This is a genomic window from Williamsia sp. D3 (assembly GCF_000506245.1).
GTDB classification, from domain to species: Bacteria; Actinomycetota; Actinomycetes; order Mycobacteriales; family Mycobacteriaceae; genus Williamsia; species Williamsia muralis.
Genome location: NZ_AYTE01000004.1, coordinates 276,309 through 299,332 on the forward strand (window position 1 = coordinate 276,309; position 23,024 = coordinate 299,332).

Below are 23,024 nucleotides of genomic sequence, written 5' to 3' on the forward strand. Positions count from 1 at the left end.
GAGCTGTCCCGGCCTCCGACAGGGCACGCGCGACCGATCCCCCGACATTGCCGGTAGCCCCCGTGACCGCGGTGGATGGATGTTGGGTCACCGGATTCTCCTGTCGTCGTGGACTCGCTGCGCCGAGCACGTGCTGTTGCTGCGGCACGTTGTCCTCGATGATGGCACTGCGAACGACTTCGAACGATGGGACCCCGCAGCATGACCACAGCACAAGCCATCGCAACAGCCTGCGTCTTCATCTGGCTGGGGATGGTCCTGGCCATCTCCTTCCTGGAAGCTCCACTGAAGTTCCGCGCTCCCGGGGTGGATCTGAAGACGGGACTGGGCATCGGGCGGCTGGTGTTCCGGGCGCTGAACACCGTCGAGGCGATCCTTGCGGTTGTACTGGCGATCGCGATGGTGGTCGGCGACGTGCCGTACCGAGTGTTGATCCCATGCCTGTGTGCTATCGCCATCCTCGCGTTTCAGGTCATCGTGGTCCGGCCGCCACTCACCCGTCGGTCGGATCGGGTGATCGCCGGCGAGCAAGCGCCGCGGTCGCACGCACATCACGTGTACATCGGCGCCGAAGTGCTCAAAGTGGCCGCGCTCGTCACTCCCGGGATCCTGCTGCTGTCCCAGAGTTGGAATGTGACGGGATAGTTTTGACACCGACCGCCGGAGGGGAGGAATCGTGGACGAGAACGTGATCGAATCGCTGATCCGGTGGACGGAGTCAGGTGCGATATGGCGCGTGACGTCCCGAACCGCCACCGCGGTGACCATCTCGATGTGCACCTGCGACGGTGGCGAAGAAGTACAGCGCCTGCAATCGGCTGATCCTGCGGTCCTTGCCTGGCTGGGCGACAGGACGAGCAACGAGGTGGACGATGCCTGAACGTCGCGACCGCGACGCCGACGGCCGCGCACGGCAGGCCCGGCCGCGCGACGAGCTGGGCCGGCCGCTGCCGTACGGCGCCGAGGGCGTCGAACCGGTCTCCGAGGAACCGTTACCACCCGCCGAAACCATCGCGCTGGCACGTCAACTCATCGACGCCGGACGTCCGTTCGCAGCCCACGAGGTCTTCGAGGTCCGCTGGAAGACATGCCCGCCCGACGAACGGGAGCTGTGGCAGGGGCTGGCCCAGATCTGCGTCGGCCTGACGCATCATCTGCGCGGAAACCCTAGGGGCGCAACGCGTCTCGTCGAACGCGGGGCCGGGCGGCTCCTACGTTACAGCCTGGTCGATGCGACGCCGTACGGACTCGATCTGGACGCCGTCATCGCGTGTGCGGAGCAACAGATACAGGACACGCACTGAGTGATGCCGGCCGCGCGGAACACACGGCCGGCATCGTCGGTCACCGACCGGGCAGGAACTTCAGCGACTTCACGAACGCCGGAACGGTCCGCAGGAAGAGCCCCTGCGGCACGCCCTTGATGCCACCCAGACCAATCACCCGCTGCTCGGCAATCGTCTGGGGCTCGGTGTATTTGAGAAGCCCTTCGGCGCCGTGACGGCGACCTACGCCCGACTTGCCCATTCCGCCCATCGGAGCAGCAGTAGAACCCCATGCCGCCGCGTAGCCCTCGTTCAGGTTGACCGTGCCGGCGCGCAGTTCTGCGGCAATCTTGCGGCCTTCTTCCGATGACCCGGCGAAAACGCTTGCGTTGAGGCCGTATTCGGTGTTGTTGGCCTCTTTGATGGCCTCGTCCACGGAATCCACCGGATAGATGGCGACAACCGGTCCGAAGGTCTCGCCGGCAAACGATTCCATCCCGTCGGCAACCCCGGACAGAACGGTCGGCTCGAAGAAGAAGGGTCCGAGTTCGGGACGGCGGTGCCCGCCGGCGAGAACCACCGCGCCCTTGGACTTGGCGTCCTCGACGTGCCGTTCGGCGGTGTCGACCTGGTCCGCCGAGGCCAACGACCCCATCTCCGTGGAGAAGTCGTAGGACTTGCCCACCTTCATCGCCGACACCCGCTGCGCGAACTTGGCGGAGAACTCGTCGGCGATCGGCTTCTCGACGTAGATGCGCTCGATCGAGATGCAGAGCTGCCCCGAGTTCGAGAAGCAGGCGCGCACTGCACCTTCGACAGCGTTGTCGATGTCGGCGGTCTTGGTGATGATCATCGGATTCTTGCCACCGAGCTCGGCGGAGAACCCGATCAGGCGACGGCCGGCCTGCTCGGCGAGCTGCGCGCCGGTTTCCGAAGACCCGGTGAACATGAGGTAGTCGGCCTGAGCCAAGATCTCTTGTCCCACAACAGAGCCCGGTCCGGGCACCACGGCGAACAGATCCTTCGGCAGACCGGCCTGGTACAGCAGCTCGACCACGGCGAGGGCGCAGTACGGCGTCTGACTGTCGGGCTTGAGCACCACCGCATTACCGGCCATCAGGGCGGCGACCCCGTCCGAGGCAGCCAGGGTCATCGGGTAGTTCCACGGCGAGATCACGCCGACGACACCCTTGGGCTGATACCGAACGCGGGCGTCGGTGGCCAGGGGCAGCATTCCCTTGACCTTGCTCGCCGCCAGGAGCCGCGGGCCGGTCTTGGCGTAGTGCCGGGCGGTCATCGCCACGTCCAGCACTTCCTCCTGGGCGTAGGCGCGCGCTTTGCCGGTCTCGGCCTGCGCCATGTCGGCCAGCGCATCCCTGTTCTTGAGCACCAGGGCCGCGAAGTCGATCAGGATCTTGGCACGGTCACGCGGCCAGAGTTTCGCCCACTCGACCTGTGCGGCGCGCGCCCGCTCGAATGCGGCCTGCACGTCGTCGGCGGTGCCGACCGGGATGGTGGTCATCTCCTCGCCCGTGAACGCCTCGAGAACCGGGCGCGTGGAACGGGCATCCGGATCGTCGATGGCGATGAGCCCTCGCAAACGGTCGAACGTGGCTGTGTCTGGCTTGCCCATGATCAATGTCTCCTATTCGGCCGCGACCAGCACGATGCCGTCGTCGTCGCTGTATGCAAGGTCGCCGGGGTTGAAGGTCAGACCGCCCAGTTCAACAGGGACGTCGCGCTCTCCGGCTCCGGTCTTGGTGGACTTGCGCGGGTTGGTCCCGAGAGCCTTGATACCGATGTCGATGCCTGCGAGCAGCTTCGAGTCGCGGACCGCACCGTTCGCGATGATCCCGCTCCAGCCATTGGACCGGCCGAGTTCGGCGATCATGTCCCCGACAAGGGCGGTGTGTACCGACCCGGCGCCGTCGACGACGAGGACCCCGCCGTTGCCGGGTTCGCCGAGCACCTGCTTGAGCAGGGCGTTGTCCTGGAGGCACCGAACCGTGGTGACCCGGCCGACGAACTCCCTGCGCTTTCCGAACTGCGTGAACTGGAGGTCGCAGCTGCGTACCTCCTCGCCGATCTCGTCCACGAGGTCGGCGGTGGCGACGAAGGTGATCTCACTCATGCACCTCAGCCTAACGACTCTTACTTACCGACCGGTAACCACCGCTGACCGGCCCGCATCCCAGTCAGCTGAACGCGGCCGTGGACATCAGTCCGGGAGCACGCCATCGTCTGGTCCGCCGACCACGGCCTCGGTGCCGCCGATCTCCACGACGTCGCCGGTGACCAGTTGTCGGCCGCGCCGCGTCTCGGTCTCACCGTTCACGCTGACCAATCCGTCCGCGATGACTTCTTTTGCCTCGGCCCCGGATTCGATGAGATTTGCCAGCTTCAGGAATTGGCCCAGTCGGATGGAATTGTCTCGGATCGGAACTGTTTCTCGGCTCACCGTTCAATCCTCCCATCTGAGAGATAACGTTACTGCGGACCAGCTGCGGAAAGGCAACACCTGTGAGCGTCGATTCACCCGAAACCACGGTCGACTCAATCGATGTGAGCAGCCAGGCAACTCCTGCGCCCCGTCGGCCGGCTCGCCTGGTCCCACCTGCGGGATGGTTCAAGAACGCGCCCCGGTACGTCAGTTGGGTTGCGGGCGTCCTCGCCGCCATCTCGCTGCTCAGCAGCATCTCCCTGCAGTTCCGGCGCCTCACCGAGGTGCCTCGCGACTACGTCGACAACTATCTGATCTCCGCACCCGACACCAGCTTCGCCTGGGCGTTCGTCTTGGCGCTGCTCGCTTTTGCACTCGCATCCCGCAAGCGGATCGCGTGGTGGATCACGGTGGCGTACGTCGCCGTCTATGCCATCGGAAATGCGCTCTACCTGTTCGAGCCGTTGTCGTCGGAAAACGGCGTGAACACCGTGGTCCGGATCAACATCTGCATCGGCGTCGTCCTGCACGTGTTTGCCCTGATGTATTTGATCGCGAGTTATCGGCAGTTCTATACCCGTGTGCGCCGCGGCGCTCTCTGGCGCGCTGCCGGCGTGCTGGTCGCCGGCCTGGTCATCGGTTCGCTGATCGGTTGGGCGCTCGTCGAGATCTTCCCCCACACCCTGACCGCCTCCCAGCGACTGCCCTACGCGATCAACCATGTGGTGACGTTCGGGTCCGTCGACCTCTCGACCGACTTCGACGAGCACCATTCCTATGCACCCGTCGAGACGTTCCTGGGTCTTCTCGGTGCTCTGGCGCTGATCGCCGCGGCGCTGATCCTGTTCCGTTCGCAGCGGTCGAACAACTCGATGACCGCGACCGACGAGAGGTTGCTGCGGCTGCTCATCGATGGCTTCAGCGGCGACGACTCACTGGCGTATTTCTCCACCCGCCACGACAAGGCGGTTGTCTTCGCTCCCAACGGCATGGCTGCGATCACCTATCGGGTGGAGGTCGGCACCGCGATGGCCGGCGGAGACCCCGTGGGCGACAAGCGCTACTGGCCCGACGCGATCGCGGAGTTCCTCAAGATCTGCGACCGGTACGGCTGGCATCCGGGCGCAATCGGCGTGAGTGCCACCGGCGCGGAGGCGTGGGACGCTGCCGGATTCACCACACTCAACATCGGCGACGAGGCGATCGTCCACACCCGCGGGTACAACCTCAACGGACCGGAGATGAAGGCCGTCCGTCAGTCGGTGGCCCGCACCAAGCGCGCCGGAATCACCGTGCGTATCGCCCGCCACGAGGATCTCTCCCCCGAACAAATGGCCGCAGTGATCGCGCGCGCCGACGAATGGCGCGACACCGACGAAGAACGCGGCTTCTCGATGGCGCTGGGGCGTCTGGGTGACCCTGCGGACGGCCGGTCCATTCTCGTGGAAGCAGTGCGGGACGCGGGCACCGCAAACGAGAAGGTCGTCGGCATGCTCTCGTTTGTCCCCTGGGGCCAGACCGGCGCATCGCTCGATGTGATGCGTCGCGACCGGGACTCGATCAACGGACTGGTCGAGACGATGGTGACCGAGTTCGCCGAGAACGCCGAGGCATTTGGCATCCTCGACATCTCGATGAACTTCGCAGCCTTCCGTGTGGTGTTCGAAGAAGGCGGCCAGATCGGCGCGGGCCCGATCATGCGGGCGATGTACGGCGCTCTCACCTTCGCGTCGAAGTTCGTGCAGATGGAATCTCTGTACAAGTCGAACGCCAAGTACCACCCCGAGTGGGTTCCCCGGTTCCTGTGTTTCGAGGACGGCCGCACCATCCCGCGAGTGGGCCTGGCCGCGGTGGTCAACGAAGGATTCGTGAAGCTGCCGAAGTTCGGGCAGGGCAACGACTTCACCGGTGATGCCTCCTCGGTGCCGCCCGGTGTCGACATCGACGCGATCGCCGCGGAGATCGCCAGCGAGGAGAAGGCCGAGCATCGCGGACCGCGGCGTCCCGAGCAGGTCCGCGTCCGTCTGGCCAAACTGGAACAGCTGACCGCGGCCGGCGTCGACCCCTATCCGCCCGCCTATCCGCCCACCCACACCATCGCGCAGGCCGTCAGCGCGCCTGAAGGGACCACCGCCCGGGTGGCAGGCCGCGTCATCCGCATGCGTGACTTCGGCAAGGTCGTGTTCTGCGATGTGCGCGACTGGAGCGGGGACGTGCAGGTACTCGTGGATGCGAGCGCACTGAAGCCGGAAACCCTCGACCTGGCAAGCACCGTCGACCTCGGCGACCTCATCGAGGTCAGCGGAGTTGTGGGGCGCAGCCGCAAGGGCGAGTTGTCGCTGCTGGCCAAGGACTGGCGGATGCTCGGCAAGTGTCTGCATCCGTTGCCGGACAAGTGGAGTGGGCTCACCGACCCCGAGGCGCGAGTGCGTCAGCGGTACGTGGACCTGACCATCAATCCCCGGGCCCGCGAACTCATGAGAGTGCACAGCGCCATCGTGAAGTCGATGCGCGACTACCTCTCCGGCCGCGACTACCTCGAGGTGGAGACGCCGATCCTGCAGCAGATCCACGGCGGCGCGAACGCGGCGCCGTTCCGCACGCACATCAATGCCTACGACCTCGATCTGTATTTGCGGATCGCTCCCGAGCTGTACCTCAAACGGCTGTGCGTCGGCGGCATGGAGCGCGTGTTCGAGATGGGCCGCAACTTCCGCAACGAAGGTGTGGACTTCAAGCACAACCCGGAGTTCACCAGCCTGGAAGCGTATGAGGCGCACAGCGACTACGACCGCATGCTGCACCTCACCCGCGAGATGATCCAGAACGCCGCGGTCGCCGCGCACGGCGAGCAGGTGGTTTACATCGAGGGCAAGGACGGGGAGATCGAGAAGGTCGACATCTCCGGTGAGTGGCCGGTGAAGACACTGCACGGCGCGGTGTCGGAGGCGATCGGCGAAGAGGTCACCCCGTACTCGGAGGTGGAGTACCTCAAGGAACTGTGCGACAAGCACGAGATCCCCTACCGCAACGACTGGGATGCCGGTCAGGTCGCGTTGGAGATGTACGAGCACCTGGTGGAAGACCAGACCACGTTCCCGACGTTCTACAAGGACTTCCCGACGTCGGTGTCACCGCTGACGCGTCAGCACCGCACCATCCCCGGTGTCACCGAACGCTGGGACCTGGTTGCGTGGGGTGTCGAATTGGGTACGGCCTACACCGAATTGACCGACCCGGTGGAGCAGCGCCGGCGTCTCACCGAACAGTCGTTGCTCGCCGCGGGCGGCGACCCCGAGGCTATGGAACTCGACGAGGACTTCCTGCAGGCCCTCGAACACGGCATGTTCCCCACCGGCGGACTCGGCATCGGAGTGGACCGCATCGTCATGTTGCTCACCGGACAGTCGATCCGGGAGACGCTCGCGTTCCCACTCGCGAAGCCGAAGTGACCGCTCTGAAGGTTGAAGCTTGAACTGGTACATGACCCATGTGGTCGAGACAGGCCGGTCTGCGGCCGTGTTCGCCCTGGTCGGTTTCATCGTGACCTACGGCATCACGCGATGGATCACCCGATCCATTCGCGCTCGCAGTGAGAACACGCCGGACGATGCCGAGGCCGCGTCAGGCGGACCGGTTAACGACATCTACATCGGCGGGGTGCACATCCACCACCAGGTGTGGGGCATTTTGCTGATCCTCACCGCCGGGCTGCTCGAGTTCCGGTTCCAGCCCGACCCGCCGTGGCGCGAGGTGCTGGCCGCCGCGTTCGGGATCGGCGCCGCCCTCGCGCTCGACGAGTTCGCGCTGTGGCTGCATCTGGAAGACGTGTACTGGTCCGAAGAGGGGCGCAAGTCGATCGACGCGGTGATGATCGCGACGGTGTTCGGTGTCGCGATGCTTGTCGGCACCACTCCCCTCGGCGGGATCGACGAGGGCAATCCGTCCAGCACCAGCGTGGCCATCACAGCGGCGATCGTGCTCGTGCACGTCGCCTACTCGGTGATCTGTCTGCTCAAGGGCAAGCTCGCGACAGGACTGATCGGGCTGCCGGTGCCACTACTCGGGTTGATCGGCGCGTTGCGGCTGGCTCATCCGACCTCGTACTGGGCGCGCAGGTTCTACTCTGAACGCAAGCTCGAGCGCGCCGAGCGCCGGTTCGAGTTGTACGTCGGTCGTCGTGACCGGATGCGTGATCTCGTCGGCGGTCGCGAACAGCGAACGCCCTGACCGCTGCACCCATCTCCTCCGGCGCTCAGAGAACGAGATGACCCATGTGTCGCTGGCTCGGCTACTACGGGAATCCGATCAATCCCAAAGAACTTCTCTACGATCCCGAACACTCGCTCATCGAACAGAGTCGCCTTGCTGCGCCCGATGTTCCCACCGCAAACGCCGACGGTCACGGACTGGGCTGGTACAGCGAGGCGGGCCGGCCCACGCTGTTCCGTAGCGCCGCCCCCGCCTGGGGAGACGAAAACCTTCGCGAGCTGTCGGCGACGGTGCGATCGTCGTTGTTCCTCGCACATGTGCGGGCCGCCACCGGTACCCCAGTGCAACAAACGAATTGCCATCCATTTCGGTATGGACGGTGGATGTTCGTGCACAACGGCTTCATCGCCGACTTCCAACGTCTCCGACGCGACCTCATCCTCGCCGTGCGACCGGACCTGTTCGAGAGCATCGGAGGATCGACAGATTCGGAGGTGATGTTCTACCTCGCGCTGACCTTCGGGCTGCAGGACGATCCACTCGGCGGTCTGGAGCGGATGGCCGGTCACATCGAAGCGCTGGCGGCATCGCAGGGCATATCCGAGCCTGTCCAGATGACGATCGGGCTCACCGACGGTGAGCGGCTCTACGCCGTGCGCTACGCGAGCGGTCCGGTGGTCAACACGTTGTACGTCAGCGGCGACGTCGAGTCGGTTCGCAAGCTGTATCCGGAGAACGAACGGCTTGCGCACTTCTCGGAGGAAGCTCGCGTGGTGGTGTCCGAACCGCTGGTCACGCTTCCCGGGCTGTGGCACGAGGTGCCGCCGTCCAGCGCTCTCATCGTGCAGAAGGGCCCGGACGAACAGAGACCGTTTCGACCGCAACCACCCACCTGACCGGTTTCCGTCGGCCGTGCCGGGTGGTGAGCCCGGCATAGAATGGCTCGATGCAGCTGCAGCCGCCCGGTGCGTTCTACACCATCTGCGGCCTGCGCACCCATGTGGTCGTCGAGGGCCAGGGTCCACCACTGCTTCTCCTGGCCGCACTCGGCGGCAACTGGTTCGACTTCGACCACCTGGCCGAACTGCTCCGCGACCGGTGGACGGTGATCCGATACGACCGGCCCGGTTACGGCTTGTCCGATCCACTCCCTCCCGGCCAGATCCCGTCGATCGACGACGAGAACCGGCGGATCGACGAACTGCTGGACGCGGTCGGGGTCACCGAACCCGTTGTGGTCGCAGGGCATTCGCTGGCGTCGCTGTATGCGGAGGGATTCGCCCGCGGCCGGCCGGAGCGGGTGGCCGCAGTCATCATGCTCGACGGGTCGTACGTGATGCTGCCCCTGCAGATGGTGCCGCCAGGCCTCAGCAACCGGTTGGCGCACCTCACCGCACACCTCATCAAGGCTCTGCGGCTTCCCCGGTCGGCCGGCATCCGTGGCCATGCGATCGCGACGTCGCCCGGGCCACCGGGTGGGTACACAGCAGAGCAGCGCCACTGGATCGGGGAGGTTCTGGGCGGAAATCGTTATCCGCGAGCACTTCTCGTCGAGCAGGTCGCGTTCGGGGTTCTCAACTCAGAACTGGTGGTCATGCGACGGACGATGCCTCTGACGGCGCCGACCCTGGTTGTCTCCGCCCTGCCCGGGCGGCGCACACCGGTCCGACTGTTCTGGAACTGGAAGCAGGCCCGGTACGCCCGATTCCTCGGCGCCGACTACGCGCCCGTGATTCCCGCGCGCCACTTCTTCATCGTCCAGCAGCCCGATGTCGCTGCCGGGCTGATCGAGGATTTTGCCGCCCGCGCGATTTTCGACAGGTAGTCCCAGCGGGAGCGATCAGAGGTCGAAGTTCCGCAGGTCGGCGCTCGTCACCAGTCGCTCGCCCTCTTCGGGCAGCATTCGAGCGAGTCGTCGATGTGCGATCAGCCCATCCGAACCGAAAATGTGCGGGTGTCGTCCGAGTAGTGGGGTGCGGCGGCTGTTGTGCGACTTCGCCAGTTTCACGACTGATCACGTCCTGTTTAGTGCAGCGGATAACTTTCTGGGTACCGCGATCGTCCAGAGTCGAAACCCTTGAACATCCGTACCTTCGCGTTGTGTGTCGTGATGGCCCGCCGCGTCGTTACCTCTGCACAGGCCTCACCAGGGGTGTTGCTGCCACAATGTGGTGAACGTCACGCTACGCGCAGGGATGTCCGGATCCGGGTTGCCACGCGGGCGAGTCACATCTTCCCCAGGGGTAACACGGCGGGCGGGTAGGTGTCGCCAAACCCTCCGACTCCAGCCAAGCCCTCCGACTGCAACCGGAGGAAGTGACCAAAACCGGAGGAAGTACGTCAGGCCAGGCCGGCCAGGTAGTTCTGGGCCCACTGCAATGCGGTGACGCCCGGCTGCACCTCGAAGTTGCCGTAGTTGGTGTGCGAGCCCGATTCGATGAAGCGGTTGAACGCAATGATCTGCGAACGTGCCTTCTCGTTGCTGAGTTCGTTCAGTACGGCACCGGGTCCGCCGCGGGTGACCAGTTCACTGAAGATCGCAGCGGCCTCGGCCTGGTACTGGGCGAACATGTCGGGGTTCGGGTTACTGGTCTCGGCCAGATACCCGATCACGCGGGAGACGTAGTAGTCCCGGGGGATGTTGCAGTACTGGTCGCCCGGATCGCAGATGGTGAAGGTGCGGTTCTTCACCCATCCGAACCCGCCCTGACGTGGCCCGCCGTTGCCCTCGCCCGACAGCTCCGGTCCGATGAGCGCATCCTGCTTGGAACGGCGCGGGTCGGAGATCAGCACCGCGCCGGCGAACTTGGCGGGCGCGATGGCTCCCCGGCCGGTCCCGATGTCGGCGGCGAGGTCACCGGCTGCGTCAGCACCCTGGCTGTAGCCGATCAGGGCGACCTTCGTACCCGGGCACCGTTTGGTCATCGTGATGGCCAGGCCTTCGGCGTTGGCCACGGCCTGCGCCTTCGACTCGCCGTAGACGGCACCACCGTTCTCCCAGGGGAAGGCGGTGGCGTTGTACCCGACCAGCTGGGTCTGGGTCTCGCCGCCGAGGCCGGTCGTGGGGTAGGCGAGCATTCCGCGGATCTGGGCGTCGGCCGACTTCTCCCAGGTTCCGGGAATGGCCAGCACGTAGAGCTCTGGACAGCCCGCGGGATCAGCCGATGCGGTGGGTGCCGACACTGCACTCAATGCGCCGGCCGTCACCACAGCTGCTGCCAACACACTTGTCATCGCGCGTGTGCGGCGTCCACGCTGTCGCCGCCAACCAAGAACAGTGCCCACCGGCATGAACTTTTCCTCCCGAGCAAAACTGCTGATCACAGCGAGATGCCAATCAGAACACAGGTGTGTTCCGATTCATCTTGACAGGTCGGGAGCGATCCCGCACCTTCAGCGCTGCGGTGCCAGGGTGGGAACGATGGGTGCGGGGAGCAGGGTGGCGCCGGTGAGGAACTTGTCCGCAGCGGCAGCCGCGGACCGTCCTTCGGCGATCGCCCACACGATCAACGACTGACCGCGACCGGCATCGCCGGCCACGAACACGCCGGGGACCGTCGACTGAAAGTTGTCGTCGCGCTTGACGTTTCCGCGTTCGTTGTACTCCACGCCGAGCTTGTCGAGGAAGTCCTCGCGCTCGGGTCCGACGAAGCCCATGGCCAGCAGAACGAGGTCGGCCTCGAGCTCGAAGTCACTGCCTTCGACTTTCTCGAAACGGCCGGCGTTCATCACGACTTCGTGCGCACGCAAACCGGTTACCTTGCCGTCTTCACCGATGAACTGCTCAGTGTTCACCGAGAATACGCGTTCACCGCCCTCTTCATGGGCCGAGGACACCCGGTACATCAGGGGGTACGTCGGCCACGGAGTGGAGTCGGCGCGCTCGTCCGGCGGGCGCGGCATGATCTCGAACTGGTGGACGATCTCGGCGCCCTGACGCAGCGACGTACCGAGGCAGTCCGCGCCGGTGTCACCACCACCGATGATGATCACCTTCTTGCCCTTGGCGTTGATCGGCGGCATGCCGTCTCCGTCGACGACGTCGTCGCCCTCTTGAACCCGGTTGGCCCACGGCAGGAACTCCATCGCCTGATGGATGCCATCGAGTTCACGGCCCGGGATCGGCAGGTCGCGGCCCTTGGTGGAGCCGTTGCACAGCACCACAGCGTCGAAGTCGGCCTTGAGTTGTTCGACGGTCACGTCAACACCGACGTTGACACCCGCACGGAACTGGGTGCCCTCGGCGACCATCTGGTCCAGACGGCGGTCGATGTGGTGCTTCTCCATCTTGAACTCGGGAATGCCGTAGCGGAGCAGACCACCGATCCGATCGGCCCGCTCGAAGACGGTGACGTCGTGGCCGGCGCGCGTGAGCTGCTGCGCCGCAGCGAGACCCGCAGGGCCTGAACCGACGATCGCAACCGACTTGCCGGTCTTCTCGGTCGGCAGCACCGGCGTGACCCAGCCTTCATCGAAGGCGTTGTCGATGAGCTCGACCTCGACCTGCTTGATGGTGACGGCAGGCTGGTTGATGCCAAGCACGCACGACGCCTCACAGGGGGCCGGGCACAACCGACCGGTGAACTCCGGGAAGTTGTTGGTGGCGTGCAGACGGTCGATGCCGTCTGCCCAACGGTCCTTGTACACGAGGTCGTTCCACTCGGGAATCAGGTTTCCGAGAGGACAACCGTTGTGACAGAACGGGATCCCGCAGTCCATGCATCGGCTGGCCTGCACGCGAAGCTTGTCGCGATCGAAGTCCTCGTAGACCTCTTTCCAGTCCATGAGTCGCAGCGGGACCGGCCGCCGTTGCGGCAATTCACGTTCGGGATGCTTGAGAAAGCCCTTCTGGTCAGCCACGTGCGGCCTCCATCACTGCTTCGTCCACGTTGCGCCCGTCCTTCTCGGCTGAGGCGATAGCGAGCAGAACTCGCTTGTAATCGCGCGGCATCACCTTTACGAATCGGCCGACGTTGCTCTCCCAGTCTTCGAGGATACGAGCGGCCACCGGCGAACCGGTTTCGTTGCGGTGCTTGTTCACGATGCCTTCCAGGAACTCGAGGTCTTCGTCCTCGAGCGGCTCCGGTTGCACCAGTTCGGTGTTGAGATTGCTCTCCAGTACGCCGTCGGGGTCGTAGACGTACGCGATACCACCGGACATACCGGCAGCGAAGTTGCGGCCGGTCGGTCCGAGCACGACCACGCGACCACCTGTCATGTACTCGCAGCCGTGGTCACCCACGCCTTCGACGACAGCGGTGACGCCCGAGTTGCGGACGCAGAAACGCTCGCCGACCACACCCCGGAGCAGGATCTCACCGGAGGTTGCACCGAAGCCGATCACGTTGCCGGCGATGATGTTCTCTTCGGCGACAAAGCCTTCCGGCGCGTTGTCCGCCGGAGCGATCACGATCCGGCCACCCGAGAGGCCCTTGCCCACGAAGTCGTTGGCGTCGCCCTTGAGTCGCAGCGTCACACCCTTGGGCACAAACGCACCGAAGCTGTTTCCGGCGGAGCCGTGGAAATCGATGATGACCGTGCCGTCGGGCAAGCCGTTGGCACCGTACGCCTTGGTGATCTCGTGCCCGAGCATGGTGCCCACGGTGCGGTTCACGTTGGCGATCTCCGAGGTGAACGACACGCGCTCACCCGAATCGATCGCCGCCCGAGCCTGGGTGATCAGCTGTTGATCGAGCGCCTTGTCCAGCGAATGGTCCTGGCTGCCAGAGCAATACAGGTCCTGATTCATGAACGGAGAATCGGTCTGGGTGAGGATCGCCGACAGGTCCAGCTTTCCTGCCTTGGCCGACTTCCAATGCTGCAGAGCCTTCGTGGTGTCGAGCATCTGCACCTGGCCGACGGCTTCCTGCAGGGTGCGGAAGCCGAGGCGGGCCAGCAGTTCGCGCACTTCTTCGGCGATGTACATGAAGAAGTTCTCGACGAACTCGGGCTTGCCGGTGAAACGCTCACGCAGCACGGGGTTCTGGGTCGCGACGCCCACCGGGCAGGTGTCGAGATGGCAGACGCGCATCATGATGCAACCCGAGACGACCAGCGGCGCAGTTGCGAATCCGAACTCCTCGCCACCGAGCAGTGCGGCCACGACCACATCGCGGCCGGTCTTGAGCTGGCCGTCGACCTGGACCACGATGCGGTCGCGAAGGCCGTTGAGCAACAACGTCTGCTGGGTCTCGGCCAGGCCGAGTTCCCAGGGACCACCGGCGTGCTTGACCGAGGTGAGCGGCGTCGCGCCGGTGCCACCGTCGTGACCGGAGATCAGCACCACGTCCGCGTGCGCCTTCGAGACGCCTGCCGCGACGGTGCCGACACCCACTTCCGACACAAGTTTGACGTGAATCCTTGCCGACGGATTCGCGTTCTTCAGGTCGTGGATCAGCTGGGCGAGATCCTCGATCGAATAGATGTCGTGGTGGGGCGGCGGCGAGATGAGGCCGACGCCGGGTGTGGAGCCGCGCACCTCGGCGACCCACGGGTACACCTTGTGCGGCGGGAGCTGTCCACCTTCACCGGGCTTCGCGCCCTGCGCCATCTTGATCTGGATGTCGGTGCAGTTGGTGAGGTAGTGCGCGGTCACGCCGAAACGGCCCGAGGCCACCTGCTTGATGGCACTACGACGCCAATCGCCGTTCTCGTCGGGTTCGAAACGGCTCGGATTCTCGCCGCCCTCACCGGAGTTCGAGCGCCCACCCAGTCGGTTCATCGCGATCGCGAGGGTCTCGTGGGCCTCGGCCGAGATGGAGCCGAAGCTCATCGCGCCGGTCGAGAACCGTTTGACGATCTCGCTGGCAGGCTCGACCTTGTCGATGGGGATCGGGTCGCGGTCGTCGAAGTTGAACTCGAACAACCCGCGCAGCGACGCCATCTTCTTCGACTGGTCGTCGATCAGCTTGGTGTATTCCTTGAACACCGAGTACTGCCCGGTGCGGGTGGAATGCTGCAGCTTGAACACCGTGTCGGGGTTGAACAGGTGGTACTCGCCCTCGCGACGCCACTGGTATTCGCCACCGACCTCGAGCTCGCGGTGTGCGCGCTCCTCGGGCCGGTGATTGAACGCCAGTTGATGGCGTGCGGTGACGTCGGCAGCGATGTCGTCGAGGCCGATACCACCGAGGTGCGACCGCAACCCGGTGAAGTACTCGTCGACGGTGTCCTGATTGATGCCGATGACCTGGAAGAGCTGTGCACCGGTGTAGGACGCCAGAGTCGAGATGCCCATCTTCGACATCACCTTGAGAACACCCTTGCCGGCGGCCTTGATGTAGTTCTTGCGCGCGGTCTCGTAGTCGAGGTCGCCCAGGGCGCCACGCACCGACATGTCTTCGATGGTCTCGAAAGCCATGTAGGGGTTGATCGCCGCGGCACCGAAGCCCACGAGCGCGGCCATGTGGTGCACCTCTCGGGCGTCACCGGCCTCCACCAGCAGGCCGACCTGGGTGCGGGTCTTCTCCCGCACCAGGTGGTGGTGCACCGCGGAGACCAGCAGCAGCGACGGGATGGGTGCCAGGGTCTCGTCCGATTCGCGGTCGGAAAGGACAACCAGTCGGACGCCGTCCGCGATTGCCTCGGACACCTGGGTACGCACGTTGTCGAGCGCCTTGCGCAGGCCGTCGCCGCCCTCGGCGACCGGATAGAGACCGCGGATCTGCACACTGCGGTAGTCGGCGTACTGCTCGTTGTCACCGAGGTGCACGAGCTTGGCGAGGTCGTCGTTGTCCAGGATCGGCTGGGGCAGCACGATCTGGCGGCACGACTCGGGCCCGGGGTTCAGCAGGTCGGCCTCACGACCGATGCTCACGCCGATGCTGGTGACCACCTCTTCACGGATGGCGTCCAGCGGCGGGTTGGTGACCTGCGCGAACATCTGCTGGAAGTAGTCGAACAGCATGCGCGGGCGCTGCGAGAGGACAGCGAGCGGGGTGTCGGTGCCCATCGAGCCGATGGGCTCGGCACCGGTGGTGGCCATCGGTGAGACCAGCAGGTCCACTTCTTCGGTTGTGTACCCGAAAACCTGCTGGCGCAGCCGGACCCGGTCGTGTGGCATGTGGGTGTGCGGCCGTCCGGGCAGCTTGTCGAGGTGCAGCATGCCCTCGTCCAGCCACTGCTGGTACGGGTGTTCGGCGGCGAGCTCGTCCTTGATCTCCGCGTCGTCGACGATGCGGCCGGCTGCGGTGTCCACCAAGAACATCCGGCCCGGCTGCAGACGCAACTTCTGCACCACGTCGGAATGGTCGATGTCGAGGACACCCACCTCCGACGCCATCACGACGAGTCCGTCCTTGGTGACCCAGATACGGCTGGGGCGCAGGCCGTTACGGTCGAGCACCGCGCCGATCACGGTGCCGTCGGTGAAGCACACCGACGCCGGTCCGTCCCAGGCCTCCATCAACGTGGAGTGGTACTCGTAGAACGCCCGGTGTTCGGGTTTCATCGACTCGTGGCGTTCCCACGCCTCGGGGATCATCATCAGGACCGCGTGCGGAAGGCTGCGGCCACCGAGGTGCAGGAGCTCGAGCACTTCGTCGAAACGCGCGGTGTCCGAGGCGCCTTGGGTGACAACCGGGAAGATCTTCTCCGCTGTGCCCTCGCCGAACACGCTGGTGTCGATGAGCGCCTCGCGCGCCCGCATCCAGTTCTCGTTGCCGGTGGCGGTGTTGATCTCGCCGTTGTGGGCGACGCGTCGGAACGGGTGGGCCAGCGGCCAACTCGGGAAGGTGTTGGTGGAGAAGCGGGAGTGCACCAGTCCGAGCGCGCTCTCGACCCGGTCGTCCTGCAGGTCGACGTAGAAGCCGCGCAGCTGCGGGGTGGTGAGCATGCCCTTGTAGACGAAGGTGCGGCCGGAAAGGCTGGGGAAGTACACGGTTTCGCGTCCGGGGCCATCCTGGCCCGCGCCCTTGTTGCCCAGCTCGGTCTCGACCCGTTTGCGCACCACGTAGGAACGCCGTTCGAGGTCCTCGCCGCTGCTGTCGCCGGCGATGAAGATCTGCCGGAACGTCGGCATCGCGTCACGGGCCAGCGCACCGAGCGAGCTCTCGTCGGTGGGCACGTCACGCCAGCCGAGAACCGTGAGACCTTCGGCCTCCACGATCTTCTCGACACCGTCGACAGCCGTTTTGGCGTCGCCGGAACCCTGCGGGAGAAACGCGATACCGGTGGCGTAGGAGCCTTCCGGTGGCAACTCGAAATCGACCACGGCACGGAAGAACTTGTCCGGTACCTGGATCATGATTCCGGCACCGTCACCGGTGTTCGGCTCGGCTCCTGCTGCACCTCGGTGTTCGAGGTTCACCAGGGCCGCGATGGCCTTGTCGACGATGTCGCGACTGCGTCGTCCATGCATGTCGACAACAAAGGCAACGCCGCAGGAGTCGTGCTCGTTCTGCGGGTCATAGAGCCCTATCGGGCCGGGAGCGTGCTTCATACTTTTCGCCCTTAACATCGCGTTCGCCGTGCGAGCGCACCGTTTCAGCTGTAGGTTACGGCGCACGGGTTGTGGCAGCCCTTGTCAGGACCACCGCACCGCTCTCACCTGCGCATACAGCGCTGCTGAGCAGCATTTCCGTGCACCGAGGCCAGCGCCATTGCTGACCGCGGATCGTGTTTGCCCACCGCATGGAGGATCACTCCTGCTTCAGGCATCAGATCATTTTCTCACGCCACCCGCGCCGTATTGAAATCGCGAGTGTGCCACGTCTTCGAGATGACCGTCAAACCCTCTCTGAACAGGCGTTACAACCATCCGTGTCGCTGGGCAATCTGAGCGGCTTCGGCCCGCGTACCCGCTCCTGTCTTGCCGATCGCACTCGACAGGTAGTTGCGGACCGTGCCCGGGGACAGATGTACCCGGGAGGCGATGACCGCGACGGTCGCTCCGCCGAGTGCACTGCGTAGGACGTCCTGCTCACGCTCGGTGAGCGGATTCTGTCCGGTGGTGAGGCTCTCGGTGGCCAGGGTGGGGTCGATCACGCGGAGGCCGGCGTGAACCCTCCTCACCGCATCGGCGAGTTCGGCCGCCGGTGTGTCCTTCACGACAAACCCCGAAGCTCCCGCCTCGATCGCTCGGCGCAGATATCCGGGTCGGCCGAACGTGGTGACGATCAGACTGCGCACGTGCGGGAGTTCACGGCGCAGCGCTTCGGCCGCCTCGATGCCGTCGGCCCCCGGCATCTCGATGTCGAGCAGGCAGACATCGACCTCGGCGTCGCGTGCATGTTCCACGACCTCGTCTCCGCGCCCCACCTGAGCGACCACCCGCAGGTCGGATTCGAGGTCGAGCAGGGCCGCCAGGGCACCCCTCACGAGCGCCTGATCGTCCGCGAGCAGCAGCCGGATCTCGGTCATGGAACCAACACTCGCAGTTCGGTGCCGTGGTCGCCGCGGAGGGTCAGTGTGCCGCCCGCGGCCTGGACCCGTTCACGAAGGCCGCGGAGCCCGTTGCCCGACACCGAGCCGTCGAGCCCGACGCCGTCGTCGACGATGTCGATCGCGTTGGGCTGCAGGCGCACCCGGCAGGTCGTCGCTCCGGAATGACGTACGACGTTGGTGATCGCCTCACGCAGTACCCATGCGAACAACACCCGGTTCTCCGGTGCGGCGACGGTGGCGTCAGCAGGTAGATCGGCAGCGATCCGAGTGGCGGTGAGGGCCGTGTCGGCGGCCCGCAGTTCAGTCGCCAGATCCGGCGATCGCAGACCCCCCACGGTGGTGCGGACCTCGGCGAGGGCTTCGCGCGAAATGCGGTGCAGGTCGGCGAGTTCGGCTCTCGCCGCCGTCGGATCGACGTCCATCAACCGCCCCGCGAGCTCGGACTTGACCGTCATCACCGTCAGCGAATGCCCGAGGATGTCGTGGACGTCTCGGGCGACGCGCTCTCGCTCGGCGACGATGGCCAATTGCTCGTCGAGGCTGCGTTTCGCCGCTTCGGACTCCTCACGCAACTCTTCGCGGGCGCGCAAGATCCTCACCGCGAGCACGGTCGGGCCGACGACCAACAGCATCACCACGACGCCCGTGTCGAGTTCCCAACCGTCGACGATCTCCGGCATCACCACCGCGGAACCGGTGAGGAGCACAAAGATGGCCACCGACACCGGTAGTGCGAATGACAGTGCGGCGACGGCCATCAGATAGGGGGCCAGCGCGAACACCTCTTGGTCGAGCGTGACCGTTGTCGCCGCGGCCACCACGGCGAGCGCGACGAACGCCACCGGCGCTGCCCGTCTCCGGTCCGAATGCCTGGACGCCCCGAACAGCACGTAGACGCATGTCAGGAGATACCCGACTGCGAACCCGCCGAGCAGGACCAGGGTGTAGACCCGCTCCGCCGTGCTCATGGTGTCCGACTTGCTCACGGTCAGAACGGGATAGGCGAGGAAGAGCAACCACACAGCGGCGAAGGCCCAGCGCAGATCACGCCATGCGGTGAGCCGGCTGGAGATGGCGGACAACGCGCTCCCGTTCTACTCGATACGTCTACTCACCGGGCTCGCGAGCCCACTTCGGGACGATGAACACCCCACGTGCCTCGGCGGTGACACCGTCCTGGTCGGACAGGGTGCCCACGACGTAGGTCTTGATGCCCTCGATCCGATCGATCCACGCGTCTGCGCGTACCGGACCCAGCGGGGTTGCCCGCAGGTACTTGATCTCGATGGTGCCGGTGAACTTCGTCCGCTTGCCGTGGCTCGAGGTCTCTCCCAGTATGTGGTCGAGAACCAAGGCGCACACGCCACCATGCACCATTCCCGGCGGACCCTCATATGCGGCGCCGAGGTGGAACTCAGACCAGGCCTCGCCCTCCCGGTCGTGGTGGATCTTCAGGGGCGGCGCCAGCGCATTGCGGACTCCGACGACGGCGTTCCCCCACGGCATCGACAACCCCGAGGGCGTTATCCGGACACCGTAGGAACCGTCGATCTGCTGGGTCCTCAGCTGGGCGGTGGCCTGCTCGATCTGCGACTGAACCGTGCGTACGGTCTCCTCGTCGACCGTCGTACGGATCGTCGCGTCCACGAGGTCTCGTACCGCCACCGCGAGCGGCTCGAAGACCCCGCGCAACCGCGCGATCTCGTCGTCGCTCAGATCTTCCTGCAGAAATTGCACCATCGGAGAACTAGAACACGTTTCCGTTTTCGATGTCCACCATCGATCGGCGCCGCCTGCGGGCTACACGCTGGTGTCGGTCTCGTACTTCGTCAGGCCGGGAGCGCCGGCGAGCAGCGGGCCGAGCTCGGTGATGGCACCCGGACCTGCCCGGAACTCGCGGTAGGCAGCGTCGTGCTTCTCCGATTCCCAACGCTCCACGATCATCCAATGATTCGGATCAGCGCTGTCGACCAGCACCTCGACGCCCTCGCACCCGTCGAACGCACGTGTGTCGGCAAGAACCTTTGTCATGAGCTCCTTGGCGTCTGACAGGGCTTCGGGCTTGAAGGTCACTTCGAGCAGAGCGGTCAACGACATCGTGGTCTCCCAATTTCTGTGCACTGATGGTGTCCTGATCAAACTACTCACCGGCGGGAAGTGCTCCGCCGATAACAGCGAACTGCCGCGAACCCGAAGACAGCTGCCCAGACCGCGACGTTCAGCACACAGACCCACAGCGAGATGTGCTCGCCGTAGACGGTGTCGCCGCCGGTCATCGGGTAGCCCGCCAGCGTGCTCACGCCGAACATCGGGGTGAACATCGAGAACGTCAGCATCGCACCTTTGAGCGGGACGAAGAGATTGCCCGCGAACGCCAGCAACGTCAGCATGCCACCGAGCACCTGGGTCGCCGCGTCCGATCGAAGCGCGCTGCCGACTGCCAGGCCGAATGCCGCGAACACCCCGGAGCCCAGCCACCCCAGCACCACACACAACACCCACTGGCCTGCCGGTGCGCTGGCTCCGGTGGCCAGGCCGACCGCAGAGAGCAAGACCAAGGGCATCGCCGCGACCGCAAGGGCCACCGTCACCTTCGACATCACGTATCCCAGCGGTGTCAGCGGCGTCATACGCAGCGTCCTCGTCCACCCGGCTTGCTGCTCGGAGGCCACCGAGGCCGCGGTGGTGGTTGTCGCGAGGATCGCGCCATAGATTCCCATGTGCACCATGACGTAGGCCGCGGTGTCGGCACTGCCGATCCGGCCGCTGCCGTAGTCGGTGGTGGCCCCAAAGATCACGTACATCAGCGTCGGGATGGCCAGGGTGAAGATCATTGCCCGCCGGTTGCGCAGGACCCGCCGCAGGTCGAGGCGTATGTACGTGGTCGTAAAGCCCCGGAGGGGCGACGCGGTGTGAGTGTCGGTCAGGGTGGTCACAGGGTGATCCTTTCGGGGGTCCGGTCGTGGTCCGAGGTGAGTGCGACAAATGCGTCTTCGAGGTTCCGCGAGCCGATTTCGACCTCGCGCGCACCTGTCTGCGTGAGAAGGAAGCGCGCCAGGTCATCTGACTCGTCAGTGCGAAGAATGGTCCGTCCGCCCCGGTCGCCGACCTCGGCGAGATCTCCGAACGCGGCCCGCGTCCGGGCGACATCGCTCGGCGACATCAACGCCGAGACGCTGCGTCCACTGGCCTGCGCACGAATACTCGCAACCGAACCGTCCGCGACTATGCGCCCGTTGGCCACCATCACGATGCGGTCGGCGAAAGCATCCGCTTCCTCGAGGTAATGCGTGGCGAACACCACGGTGCGGCCCCGGCGGGCATCAGCACGCATCGTCGCCCAGAAGGATCGTCGAGACTCCACGTCCATGCCTGCCGTCGGTTCGTCCAGCACGATGAGGTCTGGGTCGGGCAACAGGGCCAGCGCGAACTTGAGTCGTTGTTGTTCGCCGCCAGAACATTTCGAGACCTTGCGGTCCGCGATCCCGGTCAGCTGTGCGCGCTCGATGACCTCCGCGGCAGCGGCAGCGTCGCCGAACGTTCCTGCGACGATGCGGACGGTCTCGGCGACGGTGAAGTCGGGGAGCAACCCGCCTGTCTGCAGCACCGCAGCAATCCGTCCGTCGCCGGCGGCCGTCACCGGGTTCTGGCCGAAGACGCTGACCGTTCCCGAGTCAGGTGTCGAGAGTCCCAGCATCATGTCGATTGTTGTGGTCTTGCCTGCGCCATTGGGCCCCAGAAACGCGACCATCTCGCCCGCCGCGATACGGAGATCGATGCCGTCCACGGCGCGCACAGGCCCGCCCGCCGAGTCGAATGTCTTTGTCAATCCGCTCAGTTCGAGCGCCGTTGTGTTCATGGTTTACAGCCTGCGGGCCACCGCGGTCCGCCACCCACGGCTAATGTCACGAGATCGGCATGACAGATGTCATCTGGGCAGGAGGTCGATCCCGTTGTCCGACACGGTCGTCCGAATCGGGCCGGCGCTGGCCGTCGCTGTGGTGCTGCTGGCCGTCGTGGCGGTCGCGGTCACTTATCTGGGCCGCACCGGGCACGAACGCGCCGTGGCCTGGTCGTCGGTGCGTGCGGCCGTTCAGCTCGGCCTGCTGGCGGTGGTGCTGGGACTGCTTGTCCGCCACATCTGGTTGTCCGCCGGATTCGTGGTGCTGATGGCTCTGGTGGCCGCCTGGACGGCGGCGGGCCGGGTGACCGGCCGTCGTCCGACGGTGTCCGAGACCGCCCGATTACTGCTGCCGGTCGCCGCACCGTCAGTTGTGGTGGTGAGCGCATTGACTGTCGTGGGCGTGCTACCCGCAACCGGTCTCGCGCTGATACCGAGCGCCGGCATCATGATCGGCGGCGCGATGAACACCACCTCGTTGACTGGTCGCCGCGCCCTCGACGAACTGACGTCGCGACGCGGTGAGGTGGAGGCCGCGATGTCGCTCGGGCTGTCGAATCACCAGGCGCGGATGGAGATCTGTCGCACCGCTGCGTCCACGGCCCTGATCCCCGCCCTCGACCAGACCCGGACGGTCGGGTTGGTCACCATTCCCGGCGCGTTCGTGGGAATGGTGCTGGGTGGTGCGTCCACCACCGATGCCGCTGTGATGCAGCTCTTCGTCCTCATCTCCATCCTGGCGGTGAGCTCCTGCGCGATGGTGGCGACCACCGATCTGGTCGCGCGGGGTGTGCTCGTGGCACGACGGTGAGCGAGTGAGTCT

General features: G+C 65.4%; 21 protein-coding genes. 8 read left to right on the forward strand and 13 right to left on the reverse strand.

Going from position 1 to position 23,024, the window contains the following annotated elements; genetic code table 11:
- The first annotated feature begins 201 nt into the window (after positions 1-201).
- From W823_RS35055 to W823_RS35065, 3 genes are read left to right on the forward strand one after another with little or no spacing between them, the layout of a single operon-like run.
- Positions 202-645, forward strand: a complete 444-nt coding sequence (locus W823_RS35055; RefSeq protein WP_023955120.1) for a hypothetical protein — start codon at positions 202-204, stop codon at positions 643-645.
- A gap of 31 nt (positions 646-676) precedes the next feature.
- Positions 677-880 carry a hypothetical protein gene (locus W823_RS35060; protein WP_023955122.1) on the forward strand — a complete coding sequence of 68 codons (204 nt, stop codon included), beginning with the start codon at positions 677-679 and terminating at the stop codon, positions 878-880.
- Complete coding sequence (locus W823_RS35065; protein WP_023955124.1) at positions 873-1,304, forward strand: DUF309 domain-containing protein; 432 nt, start codon at positions 873-875, stop codon at positions 1,302-1,304. Before W823_RS35060 ends, W823_RS35065 begins: the two co-directional genes overlap by 8 nt.
- A 40-nt stretch (positions 1,305-1,344) precedes the next feature.
- Here W823_RS35065 and W823_RS35070 read toward each other — a convergent pair whose 3' ends face one another.
- The 3 genes from W823_RS35070 to W823_RS35080 all read right to left on the reverse strand — a co-directional run bounded on the left by W823_RS35070 (position 1,345) and on the right by W823_RS35080 (position 3,723).
- Positions 1,345-2,898 carry a succinic semialdehyde dehydrogenase gene (locus W823_RS35070; protein WP_023955126.1) on the reverse strand — a complete coding sequence of 518 codons (1,554 nt, stop codon included), beginning with the start codon at positions 2,896-2,898 and terminating at the stop codon, positions 1,345-1,347.
- Between the two features lie 12 nt (positions 2,899-2,910).
- The gene (gene rraA / locus W823_RS35075; RefSeq protein WP_023955128.1) at positions 2,911-3,396 is read right to left on the reverse strand and encodes a ribonuclease E activity regulator RraA; all 486 of its coding nucleotides are present in this window, start codon (positions 3,394-3,396) and stop codon (positions 2,911-2,913) included.
- 87 nt (positions 3,397-3,483) lie between these two features.
- Positions 3,484-3,723, reverse strand: a complete 240-nt coding sequence (locus W823_RS35080; RefSeq protein ID WP_023955130.1) for an RNA-binding S4 domain-containing protein — start codon at positions 3,721-3,723, stop codon at positions 3,484-3,486.
- Between the two features lie 62 nt (positions 3,724-3,785).
- Here W823_RS35080 and lysX point away from each other — a divergent pair, with 62 nt between their 5' ends.
- The 4 genes from lysX to W823_RS35100 are packed head-to-tail and all read left to right on the forward strand — an operon-like array spanning position 3,786 to position 9,742.
- Positions 3,786-7,157: a bifunctional lysylphosphatidylglycerol synthetase/lysine--tRNA ligase LysX gene (gene lysX / locus W823_RS35085; RefSeq protein WP_023955132.1), complete on the forward strand. Its 3,372-nt coding sequence runs from the start codon at positions 3,786-3,788 to the stop codon at positions 7,155-7,157.
- Positions 7,158-7,176: 19 nt separating this feature from the next.
- Positions 7,177-7,935 carry a hypothetical protein gene (locus W823_RS35090; protein WP_200866347.1) on the forward strand — a complete coding sequence of 253 codons (759 nt, stop codon included), beginning with the start codon at positions 7,177-7,179 and terminating at the stop codon, positions 7,933-7,935.
- Positions 7,936-7,979: 44 nt separating this feature from the next.
- Positions 7,980-8,813, forward strand: a complete 834-nt coding sequence (locus tag W823_RS35095) for a class II glutamine amidotransferase (protein ID WP_023955136.1) — start codon at positions 7,980-7,982, stop codon at positions 8,811-8,813.
- 50 nt (positions 8,814-8,863) lie between these two features.
- A complete protein-coding gene (locus W823_RS35100; RefSeq protein WP_023955138.1) occupies positions 8,864-9,742 on the forward strand; it encodes an alpha/beta fold hydrolase in 879 nt (292 codons plus the stop codon).
- 15 nt (positions 9,743-9,757) lie between these two features.
- Here W823_RS35100 and W823_RS58340 read toward each other — a convergent pair whose 3' ends face one another.
- The 10 genes from W823_RS58340 to W823_RS35145 form a co-directional block, all read right to left on the reverse strand.
- Positions 9,758-9,925: a hypothetical protein gene (locus W823_RS58340; protein WP_023955140.1), complete on the reverse strand. Its 168-nt coding sequence runs from the start codon at positions 9,923-9,925 to the stop codon at positions 9,758-9,760.
- A gap of 332 nt (positions 9,926-10,257) precedes the next feature.
- Positions 10,258-11,151, reverse strand: a complete 894-nt coding sequence (locus W823_RS35105; RefSeq protein WP_031331401.1) for a cutinase family protein — start codon at positions 11,149-11,151, stop codon at positions 10,258-10,260.
- Positions 11,152-11,310: 159 nt separating this feature from the next.
- Positions 11,311-12,777: a glutamate synthase subunit beta gene (locus tag W823_RS35110; protein ID WP_023955144.1), complete on the reverse strand. Its 1,467-nt coding sequence runs from the start codon at positions 12,775-12,777 to the stop codon at positions 11,311-11,313.
- Entirely contained in the window at positions 12,770-17,356 is a 4,587-nt protein-coding gene (gltB, locus tag W823_RS35115; protein ID WP_023955146.1) for a glutamate synthase large subunit, read from the reverse strand. The genes W823_RS35110 and gltB overlap by 8 nt, the downstream gene beginning before the upstream one ends.
- Before the next feature lie 308 nt (positions 17,357-17,664).
- Positions 17,665-18,276 carry a response regulator transcription factor gene (locus tag W823_RS35120; RefSeq protein ID WP_023955148.1) on the reverse strand — a complete coding sequence of 204 codons (612 nt, stop codon included), beginning with the start codon at positions 18,274-18,276 and terminating at the stop codon, positions 17,665-17,667.
- Positions 18,273-19,382, reverse strand: coding sequence for a sensor histidine kinase (locus tag W823_RS35125; protein ID WP_023955150.1), 1,110 nt, complete (start codon positions 19,380-19,382; stop codon positions 18,273-18,275). Before W823_RS35125 ends, W823_RS35120 begins: the two co-directional genes overlap by 4 nt.
- A 25-nt stretch (positions 19,383-19,407) precedes the next feature.
- A complete protein-coding gene (locus W823_RS35130) occupies positions 19,408-20,040 on the reverse strand; it encodes a PaaI family thioesterase (protein ID WP_023955152.1) in 633 nt (210 codons plus the stop codon).
- A 60-nt stretch (positions 20,041-20,100) separates the two neighbouring features.
- A complete protein-coding gene (locus W823_RS35135; RefSeq protein ID WP_023955154.1) occupies positions 20,101-20,397 on the reverse strand; it encodes a putative quinol monooxygenase in 297 nt (98 codons plus the stop codon).
- A 47-nt stretch (positions 20,398-20,444) separates the two neighbouring features.
- Positions 20,445-21,236, reverse strand: coding sequence for an ABC transporter permease (locus W823_RS35140; RefSeq protein ID WP_023955156.1), 792 nt, complete (start codon positions 21,234-21,236; stop codon positions 20,445-20,447).
- A complete protein-coding gene (locus W823_RS35145) occupies positions 21,233-22,159 on the reverse strand; it encodes an ABC transporter ATP-binding protein (protein WP_023955158.1) in 927 nt (308 codons plus the stop codon). The genes W823_RS35140 and W823_RS35145 overlap by 4 nt, the downstream gene beginning before the upstream one ends.
- A gap of 94 nt (positions 22,160-22,253) precedes the next feature.
- Between W823_RS35145 and W823_RS35150 the strand changes: the two genes are divergently transcribed.
- Positions 22,254-23,012, forward strand: coding sequence for an ABC transporter permease (locus W823_RS35150; protein ID WP_023955160.1), 759 nt, complete (start codon positions 22,254-22,256; stop codon positions 23,010-23,012).
- The last annotated feature ends 12 nt before the right edge of the window (positions 23,013-23,024 follow it).

Bases quoted from the DNA above. Each gene is read 5' to 3' on its own strand.
- W823_RS35120 (WP_023955148.1), bottom strand. From the start codon at position 18,276: ATGACCGAGATCCGGCTGCTGCTCGCGGACGATCAGGCGCTCGTGAGG.
- W823_RS35105 (WP_031331401.1), bottom strand. From the start codon at position 11,151: ATGACAAGTGTGTTGGCAGCAGCTGTGGTGACGGCCGGCGCATTGAGT.
- gltB (WP_023955146.1), bottom strand. From the start codon at position 17,356: ATGAAGCACGCTCCCGGCCCGATAGGGCTCTATGACCCGCAGAACGAG.
- W823_RS35135 (WP_023955154.1), bottom strand. From the start codon at position 20,397: ATGTCGTTGACCGCTCTGCTCGAAGTGACCTTCAAGCCCGAAGCCCTG.
- W823_RS35070 (WP_023955126.1), bottom strand. From the start codon at position 2,898: ATGGGCAAGCCAGACACAGCCACGTTCGACCGTTTGCGAGGGCTCATC.
- rraA (WP_023955128.1), bottom strand. From the start codon at position 3,396: ATGAGTGAGATCACCTTCGTCGCCACCGCCGACCTCGTGGACGAGATC.
- W823_RS35100 (WP_023955138.1), top strand. From the start codon at position 8,864: ATGCAGCTGCAGCCGCCCGGTGCGTTCTACACCATCTGCGGCCTGCGC.
- W823_RS35145 (WP_023955158.1), bottom strand. From the start codon at position 22,159: ATGAACACAACGGCGCTCGAACTGAGCGGATTGACAAAGACATTCGAC.
- W823_RS35055 (WP_023955120.1), top strand. From the start codon at position 202: ATGACCACAGCACAAGCCATCGCAACAGCCTGCGTCTTCATCTGGCTG.
- W823_RS35065 (WP_023955124.1), top strand. From the start codon at position 873: ATGCCTGAACGTCGCGACCGCGACGCCGACGGCCGCGCACGGCAGGCC.
- W823_RS35130 (WP_023955152.1), bottom strand. From the start codon at position 20,040: ATGGTGCAATTTCTGCAGGAAGATCTGAGCGACGACGAGATCGCGCGG.
- W823_RS35095 (WP_023955136.1), top strand. From the start codon at position 7,980: ATGTGTCGCTGGCTCGGCTACTACGGGAATCCGATCAATCCCAAAGAA.